General features: G+C 58.8%; 9 protein-coding genes. 5 read left to right on the top strand and 4 right to left on the bottom strand.

Annotated features, from left to right (window positions below):
* Both JW929_04450 and JW929_04445 read right to left on the bottom strand, forming a co-directional pair.
* On the bottom strand, positions 1-344 hold a 344-nt coding region (locus JW929_04450), incomplete at its 3' end, for a hypothetical protein (GenBank protein ID MBN1438641.1).
* Positions 320-2425, bottom strand: coding sequence for a DUF2723 domain-containing protein (locus JW929_04445; GenBank protein MBN1438640.1), 2106 nt, complete (start codon positions 2423-2425; stop codon positions 320-322). The genes JW929_04450 and JW929_04445, both read right to left, overlap by 25 nt.
* 521 nt (positions 2426-2946) lie before the next feature.
* On the opposite strand from JW929_04445, the gene JW929_04440 reads away from it, so the two are divergent.
* Genes JW929_04440 through JW929_04425 form a run of 4 tightly spaced genes read left to right on the top strand, consistent with a single transcriptional unit; the run spans position 2947 to position 4977 of the window.
* Entirely contained in the window at positions 2947-3255 is a 309-nt protein-coding gene (locus tag JW929_04440) for a hypothetical protein (protein MBN1438639.1), read from the top strand.
* Complete coding sequence (locus JW929_04435) at positions 3225-4256, top strand: hypothetical protein (GenBank protein MBN1438638.1); 1032 nt, start codon at positions 3225-3227, stop codon at positions 4254-4256. Before JW929_04440 ends, JW929_04435 begins: the two co-directional genes overlap by 31 nt.
* Positions 4253-4720 (top strand): hypothetical protein, encoded by a 468-nt coding sequence (locus JW929_04430; GenBank protein MBN1438637.1) that lies wholly within the window; start codon positions 4253-4255, stop codon positions 4718-4720. Before JW929_04435 ends, JW929_04430 begins: the two co-directional genes overlap by 4 nt.
* A gap of 2 nt (positions 4721-4722) precedes the next feature.
* A complete protein-coding gene (locus JW929_04425; GenBank protein MBN1438636.1) occupies positions 4723-4977 on the top strand; it encodes a hypothetical protein in 255 nt (84 codons plus the stop codon).
* 183 nt (positions 4978-5160) lie between these two features.
* Here JW929_04425 and JW929_04420 read toward each other — a convergent pair whose 3' ends face one another.
* Entirely contained in the window at positions 5161-6681 is a 1521-nt protein-coding gene (locus JW929_04420; GenBank protein MBN1438635.1) for a glycosyltransferase family 39 protein, read from the bottom strand.
* A gap of 122 nt (positions 6682-6803) precedes the next feature.
* On the opposite strand from JW929_04420, the gene JW929_04415 reads away from it, so the two are divergent.
* Complete coding sequence (locus tag JW929_04415; protein MBN1438634.1) at positions 6804-7316, top strand: hypothetical protein; 513 nt, start codon at positions 6804-6806, stop codon at positions 7314-7316.
* Positions 7317-7488: 172 nt separating this feature from the next.
* On the opposite strand, the gene JW929_04410 is transcribed toward JW929_04415, so the two are convergent.
* Positions 7489-7686: a hypothetical protein gene (locus JW929_04410; GenBank protein MBN1438633.1), complete on the bottom strand. Its 198-nt coding sequence runs from the start codon at positions 7684-7686 to the stop codon at positions 7489-7491.
* Positions 7687-7937 lie beyond the last annotated feature (251 nt).

Below are 7937 nucleotides of genomic sequence, written 5' to 3'. Positions count from 1 at the left end.
TGGGGCGAGACGAGCACCACCCGCGGTCCGCCCTGGGAAGCGACTTCGATGCTTTGCGGGTGGATGCGGAGGATTCGTCCGGTCAGGTTCGGCCGCCCCGAGGGAAGACCGCCGGGAGCGAACGGCGTCGGCTGCATCCCGCCGGGTGCGGCGCCGCCGCCGGCCGGCGCTTTCCCGGGAACGGCGGGATTGGCCCCGACCGGACCGGAATAATTCAACCCCTCCCGGGTCCAGCCGTGTTCTCCGACGTAGACGCCGAGCGAAAAGGATGCGGCGAGCAGCGTCAGCAGGAGCACCGCCCCGCCGACGATTAGGGTGATTATGTTCCAGCGATTTGCAGCCATCGTTCCATTGTCCCTGTTTCGTTGACGACGTCCAGCGGCGCCAGCGAAACCGAATTCCCCGCCGCCCCTCCCAATCCGGCGGATCGAATCGTGAACGCATACGAGCCGGGCGGCATGCCGGAGGGGATGATGACCCCGTATGCGTCGGAGATGACGCTTCCCATCGGCAAGTGCGTGATCTGCGCATAGCGCGACAGCAAACCGAAGCCGACTTCGTGTTGTTCGAGGGCCAGCTCGCCTAGGCGCGTCTCCACCCGCAAGGCCGAAGGATTCTGCAGCTTCCAATACAGCGTCAACGCAAGGATAGCTCCGCTCTCCACCACCTGGGAGGAAAGGTCGAAGCCGACCAGCCGCGCCGGGCCGAAATCCTGGTCCGCAGGGAATTGCGGGCGGGGGTTCGGCTCAAGCAACGGCGGGGGATCCGTTCGGAGGCGATACAGCACGAGGGTCTCGCGGCGGCTGAACGATTCCTCCGGCTGTTGTCCGAAGAGGACGGGCAGAGACCAATACTCCCCCCGCAGCCGGCCGGCCGGCAGCGCCCCGGGGCCCTGGTTGCCGGCCAGCGCGCGGGTCGTCGCGAACAGATCGCGGCCGGCGAGGTTTTTGGCCGAGGCGTTCGGACCGGGCAGCATCGGCAGCAGAACGTCGGCCCGCGTCCCGTAGACCAGCCGCCAGTAAAAGGCGTCGTAGCCGAATACGCCGCTTTGGGTGATCAGCGCGGAGTTCTCGGGCAGCAGGCTCCACACCCCGGCGTAGAAATCGTTGACCGCGGTATCCCCCGAGAAATCGTTCGCCGGCCAATTGCTCCGCAGGGACGGACCCGCGAAGAGAACCAGAAGGCATCCCAGGAGGATTGCGGCGAACCGGCTCCCGGCGGACCGGACTCCGGCGGGCGGGGTGTTTGCGACGGCCGGATCGGAGGAAAAGGATTGGCGGGGGCGCAGCGCCTGCGGCCGGCGGGTCCAGACGAATCGCGCCGCGCGGACGATTTCGAACAAGCCGAACCCGATGAACAACGCCCACAACAGATGGGCGGGGATGAAGAACACGTCCAGGTCGAAGGCGCTGTATTGGATGAAGAACACTATCTCGACCAAGTACATTCCGACCAGCAGGAAAAAGTGCCGGGTGCGGCGCGCCAGCAAAGAGAACAACCCCAGGATGCCCAAGGCGATCCCGGCCAGGCCGAACTGCTGGTTCAGCAGGTCGAGGTAGATCACCAGGCGGTCGGGCAAGGCGGTGAGCGGAAAGGCGAATTTAAAATTTGGAAAGGCTCCCAGCGTATAGTTGTAGATCCCGGCCAGGGTCGTCGGCGCGGCGCGCAGCATCATGCGGTCGTTGAGGGTGCCGGCCCGCAGCGGAAGCCAGGCGAATTGCGCCGCGCCGAGGGCGAATCCAAGCAGACCGAGAACCGCCGCGGCGGCGAGGGACCGCAGCCTTTCGGAGAGTTTTCCGATATGCCGGGCCGCGCCTCCTTCGGCGTGGCCGGCGGCAGGTTCGAAGATGCTGAGCAGGATGAAGAGGATGAAGGCCGGCGCGAATCCCAGATCCGAAAGGTGCAGGCCGAGCGACAGGCCGAAGACAAGCGCAAAGAGGAAAAAATCGCGCTTGCGGCGCGTGCGTTCCCAGCCCAACAGCGCCAGCAGGGTCAGCGCGATCCCGGCCGCATTCGGAGCGTAGACCTCGGCGATCAGCGCCTGGGCCCAGAACGTCTTGGAAAAGGCGAGCAGCAACCCGGCGAGCACGGCGGCCGCCCGGCGCAAAGCCAGGGCGATGCCCTCCGGAAGCAACCGGATCAGAATCAGGTATACCCCGCCGGCCGCGAGGGCCGCCATCACGGCCGACATCAGGTTGATCCGGTACGCTACGTCGCCGAGCGGTATCAGGTGGCTGAAGAGGAATCCGAGCCAAGTGTAGAGCGGGTAGCCGGGGGAATGGGCCAGGCCGAGGACGTAGGGGATGGTGGCCAACTCGCTGCCGTCGGGGCTGAGGTAGGAGAGGGACGGCGTGAGGGTCAACCCGTAGACGATCAGTGCGGCAAGGACGACGGCGGCGGCGAGAAATCGGTCGAGGCGGGTCATCCGGACGAACGACCTCCGTTTGCAAAATTGTATGTGGAGTCTTGCCCCGAGTCCATGGGTAACGGAGATCTCCGCTGAAAATTCACCGATCTTTCACCGGTTGTGAACAAGCGGGCGTGGAAGGGAAAGGGTGAATGCGCGGTCGATTCGGGGATTGATCCTGACTGGGTTTCGAAAAAGGCACGGGGTGTCATTGCGAGCCCCGCCCGGGCTTCGTTGCGGCGAAGCCGGGGCCGGCGAAGCCCCCCCAGTGTTCCGAAGAAGGAGATGGCTTTGCTCCGTCCGGTCGCTCGCAAGGACAATGTCTGCAGATTAATTCAGAACCCTGATAAAAACCGACCCTGGATATAGTTGGAGGGCGCCCCGGATGAATCGGCCGGGAATCCAATGAGATAAACGCAGCCGCGGATCGCGAATCCCCTTCCCAAAACGAGGCCTATAACCCCAATGTTTTCCCGGCCCTGGTGGGATTCATCACCGCAGCCGCCCTGCCGACGGTGCTGTTCTTCCTTGGCGGTGGTATGGTAACTCGCCGGGGAGAGCTCTACGCGCTTGTCGGGACGACGGCGGCCCTGACGGTTTGTTTCGTGCTCCTGTTGGCGGCGGGAGATAGAATCGGAAGCTGGAATCGGTCCGCGGCCCGAAGCCTACCGGCAACCTACGCCACCTTCGTCGTCCCGGTCGTCTTGATGCTGGTCGGGCTGACGGTTATTCTCCAATTCCCGTTGTTCGGGTATTTCCTCGGCGTATTCATCCTCATCTGTTTTTCCTTCCCCTTTGGTGGAGCGTCCGGGCATGGATGGAATCTTCCCGGTTTTTTGCTTTCTTAAATCGATGGGCGGTCGCGCTGCTTCCCTTGTTGTACGGCGCGATTTTCTGGGGATGGTTTTCCGAACGCTACTCGCCGGGCATGGATTCGGGGAGAACGGGAATCCTTCTGATCCTGATCGCCGGATTTGCGGCGTTTTCACTCTCCGCCCGGTTGCGGAATTTCACTTCGCATCGGCGCTTCCACCGATGGATTATCCTGCCGGTCGTCTTGATCATCGTCGGATTCGCATATCAACCGCAGCTGCCGTTCCTCCGGTCGCACGCCGGCTCATTCTTGTCGACCGTCTCGGACGTACTCCACGGCAACTTTGTCCTCGTGGATACCCTCTCGGAATACGGCGTCGGCGTCGTGTATTTCCTGACGGCGGCGTTCCGGATCTTCCGGATTCCGGTTTCGTATCCCGGGTTTGTGTTTCTTCTCAATATCCTCTACCTTCTTCAATTTGCCTTGCTGTTCTGCATCCTCCTAAATGCCACGCGGAGTTTGTGCCTCAGCCTGACCGGCCTCGCCGCCGTCCTGTTTTTCGCCATCCTCGCCGTCACATGGCCCAGCATGCTGTGTATTCCGACGCAAAGCCCCCTGCGATACGGATGGTCATACCTCGCGTTGGCCGTCAGATGGGTCGGCCTCGGCCGCTCGGACAGGAAATGGCGGATCTGCGAATTGGCGCTCATAGGCGCAGCCGCCCTGTGGGGTTTGGAGGCCTTTGCCTATACCATTCTGTGCTTCAACGGGACCGTCTTCACCGGCGAGGTTCTCTTTTCCTTGCAATGGGCGGAAGGACTGCGCCGCTTCCTGCGGCGCCTTGCGATCCAAATCGGGCGGCGGCGTTGTGCTGGGGCGCGTGGTGGATACTCACATCTCTCCTCGCCGGTCGTCCTCCGGCCCCGGCGTATTACCTGGACGTATTTGTCACGTTCACCTCCTCCGGAACGAACGGCCCGACGGTCGATTTTCACTCCTTCTGGAACGCCGTGCTGCCGGGATCCTATATTGTGACATTGCTGGCGGTGGTCTACGCCGGCTGGAAGCGCAGGGACCGCCTGCCACGCGAGACAGCCGCCTTGATGGCCGGCCTGGCGGCGGGATTGCTTCAATACACCTACTACTTCGTGTACGACCTCGATTTCCATCTCTCGTTGGTTTACACACCGCTGATCCTGCTGGTTATCCTCTGGCTTTCCGTGTCCCAAAACGAACGGACCGCCGCGGGAATCCCGCGTGTGAACCGATGGATTTTCGGGCTGACGGTCGTGGTCAGCCTGTGGTTGTACATGGGTCCGGTCCAATCGTATTTCTCCTCCGGAATCCGGAATTTCCCGCTTTACCAATTGACCGTCGGCCGGGCCGCGGGCCAGGCGCTGACGTTTTCGAATCCGTACTCGGTTCCGCCCGCGGCCGACACGGTCCGGACGTTCGTGGACCTGGTGGGGAAGTATGCGCCCGCGCCGAGGACCAGGTAGAGGTGCTCCTGCTCACCCGGAAAACGCATCTTCTGGATTTGTCGGATCCGCTCACCGCCCAGATCTCCCCGTCCTTCACCGCGCACGTTTTGGAAAAAGCCGGGGAGTACGCCGGAATCCCGGAATACATCTTCTATGATTCCTCCGAGGGCGCCCTTCAAGACGCCCAGAAAAAAACGTTCCAATTGTTGACGGACGGGGCGTCGTATGCGGTGATCGACCGGAAGGGGAAGGTGTTGGTGTATCGAAGACAATGAAACCCTGTTCGATGTCGTCGGGCGGATGAGGGGGGAGGCCGAGGAGACGCACCAGGGCATTCCTTGGCGCCCTTTCCCTCTTTGCGGTTTTGGTTGGGTGTTTTTTTAACCTTGCTGCGCAAAACGAAATACCGCGCCGCAGTGAACGCGCCGTGTTTTGGCGTGGGGTAAATGTTCCTGGTCCTAGTCAAACGCCTTTGGAATATAGACGACAAAAAAATCGAACGTTTCGGCATTAAACAAGGAGGAATCCATGGGAAGAGTTTGGTCGATCTTCAGAATATAAATGGTTTCCGTATTCAAGGAACAATTGTGGATTCCGAACGAGTAGCGGCCCATTTTTTCCACCACGCGGTATTTTGCTATCGGATCCAAATACTGAATGGTCGCCAGGAAATCATTGGGGTTTCTGCGGTCGACGAGTTGGACGTAGACGTATGGGAAATTCATCTCATTGGTAATGCATACGGGCACGTCCGGATATTTATTGATCGATTGCAAGGCCGGAATCATCCCGGCGTTGAATTCCCAGCCGACGCTGTTCTGATATTCCGGCGAGCGGTATTCCCTCCAAAAGAGGACCGCATAGGCGATCAAACCGGCCGTTGCGGGGATAAGCAGGATGCGTTTGTCTCGCAGGATCCAATCCATCGCCAGGGCTGCGCAAAGGATGAGCGGGATGAAAATGATATTAATCCTGTGCACCGCGGGCGGAATGGTCATGCCCAGCAAGAAGGCGAGAGCCAGCCAGACGCCGAAAGCCCAATCACCGAAAAGTTTTTGCTTGACGAATTTCTCTGCGGCAAGCCCCGCGCCCAGCAGGGAGAAGAGAACGGCGCCGGGAAACAGGTAGCCGAACGGCGGGATGAAATTGCATGGGATTCCGTCGGTGTGAAGAAAGAGGATTTTGGCGGTGGTCAACAGGTCGTAGTAATACCACCGCTTGCCTCCGCTCAAGAATCCGGTCATTTCGATGATCCGCGGATCGGAGATCACCCGCGGGATCGTTACCGCGCCGATCTGGATTTCCGGCAATTGGAACGCATTGATGAGGATGAAAAGGAAGATCGGAAGGGCGACGACGAGATATACGCCCAGGCCGAACGCCAGCATCTTCCGGGAAAGGATCTTTTTCCAGAAGATGAACACCGAGCCGGCGAGCAGGAAGAGCGGGATGATGAAGTAGGCCGTTCCGTAGGCGTACATGCTCAGGCCGAACAGCACCATGGCGACCGGGAACCAAAAGGCACGACGGTCTATGTGCATCAGACAGAGGAAGGACAACGAGAACATGAACGGGAAAAGATTGGATTCCAGCGCCCAGCGGGACATGCTGATATGCCAGGGGCTGATGGCCATCAGAAAAATGGAGAGGAGGGCGATCCGGGGCGAGAAGATTTTTCGGGCAATGCCGAATACGATCGGGAGAGTCAGGATGCCGGAAATCAACATCGGCAACCGGATGGTGAAGGTCGTCAGCCCGAAGGGGACCAGGGGCATCAACAAGTACCCATACAAGGCGTTTTGACCACTTCCCCAGGCAATAAAATGCACCGGATAGGATATGCCGTTGCGGTCGATTCCGTAATAGTATAGGGAATTCGCCTCCACGGCGATGGAAACCTCGTCCTGTTCCAGCCCCGGCGGTAGTTTTCCGAATTCCCAAATGCGCAGGCCTACGCCGATGAAGAGGGCAACAGCCACAAGGATAGGGTAAGGTTTCCACATTCGTTTTATGGAGGTCGCGAACCGATCGACAGTCTTGTTTTCGGAAAACCTGTGAAGGGCTTTGTTCATCGCTTCTCCATTCGCAGAAATTTCCACCGATGCGGATGTTCTTCGGTTTTTTTACCGATGATTCGACAGCCGGAGGACATTATACTTTACCGATTAGGCAGCGGCAATTGAAAATGACTGGTATCGCACTGCTGAGGCATCGGTTGCCGGAAATCGAGGGGGAAAACGCGGAAAACCTGAGAGCCGGTTCTTTTGAAATCCTTGGAATGCCCTCGGGGGGGATGCTTGCCCTGTCCTCCTCTGTTCACGGAAATCATAGGGAGAGGAAAAGAATAAAAAGATATAATTGGATTATGCCCGTCCTGGACGCCAACACGATGGACTTTATCAGCAGCAGCCCGGCCCAAACCCAACGGGTCGGGGCGCAGATCGGGGAACTGCTCCGCCCCGGCGTTGGTTCCAGCGCAACCGTAGCCTTATGGATGAAGGGCTTTATTGAGCGCAGAAAGGTCGCAAGAAAGAGGCTTTTCCATCCGAGCTGGCCACATGTGAATGGAGCCAACGGATCCAACGGTTCGCCTTCGACGTATTCTCCGCCCTAAATTCGGAAGAACGCCTCAACTCCATCGGACAACTTCTTGTTGATCTACCGCTTCTTATCGAACAAAAGAAGAGTCAAACAACGAAAAGAGGGCCCCCTTTATCGAAAACGACGATTCGAATTTCTCTGCGAAACAGGATCGAATAAGGTTTCGCCATCCGCTCGCTATAAGTTCATTGAAACCCCCACTGGGGAATTGGTTGAAAATATTTTAACCGGTAAACATAGGTCACCTTCATCACTTTCAATCCGTTCCACCGGTAAAACGTCCAGCCTTGGATCTCCTCCGTTTTTGTGTAATTCTCAGAGAACCAATCCAGGAAATCCGCCTTCGCAGGTGAATCGGCCGGGATCTCCAGGAAGAGCGTCATGGGATTCTTCGTGTCGACGATCCACAGGGGCGGATTCTTCCTAAGGTCGATGAGAAAATCCGAAACAGCCTCATCGGTAACAAATCCGGGACGGTAAAGCGGGTACAAGTAATCGTATTTCGTCAGGCTTCGACGCCGGGTTAAAAATTTTTAACTGCTCACCCCGGTTGAACTAAAAACGCAGGCTGAAAGGGCGTTCCGGAATAGGCCAGACGCAAGGCGTCCAAAGCGCGTTGGCCGTTTTTGCGCGC

Source organism: Anaerolineales bacterium, assembly GCA_016928575.1.
In the GTDB taxonomy this organism is placed as follows: Bacteria; Chloroflexota; Anaerolineae; order Anaerolineales; family RBG-16-64-43; genus JAFGKK01.
This window is presented reverse-complemented; position numbering and strand designations above follow the sequence as displayed.

What these genes read in the sequence shown, in the direction of transcription:
- JW929_04445 (MBN1438640.1), bottom strand. Translation starts at nt 2,425, where the DNA reads ATGACCCGCCTCGACCGATTTCTCGCCGCCGCCGTCGTCCTTGCCGCA.
- JW929_04440 (MBN1438639.1), top strand. Translation starts at nt 2,947, where the DNA reads ATGGTAACTCGCCGGGGAGAGCTCTACGCGCTTGTCGGGACGACGGCG.
- JW929_04435 (MBN1438638.1), top strand. Translation starts at nt 3,225, where the DNA reads ATGGAATCTTCCCGGTTTTTTGCTTTCTTAAATCGATGGGCGGTCGCG.
- JW929_04415 (MBN1438634.1), top strand. Translation starts at nt 6,804, where the DNA reads ATGCGGATGTTCTTCGGTTTTTTTACCGATGATTCGACAGCCGGAGGA.
- JW929_04410 (MBN1438633.1), bottom strand. Translation starts at nt 7,686, where the DNA reads ATGACGCTCTTCCTGGAGATCCCGGCCGATTCACCTGCGAAGGCGGAT.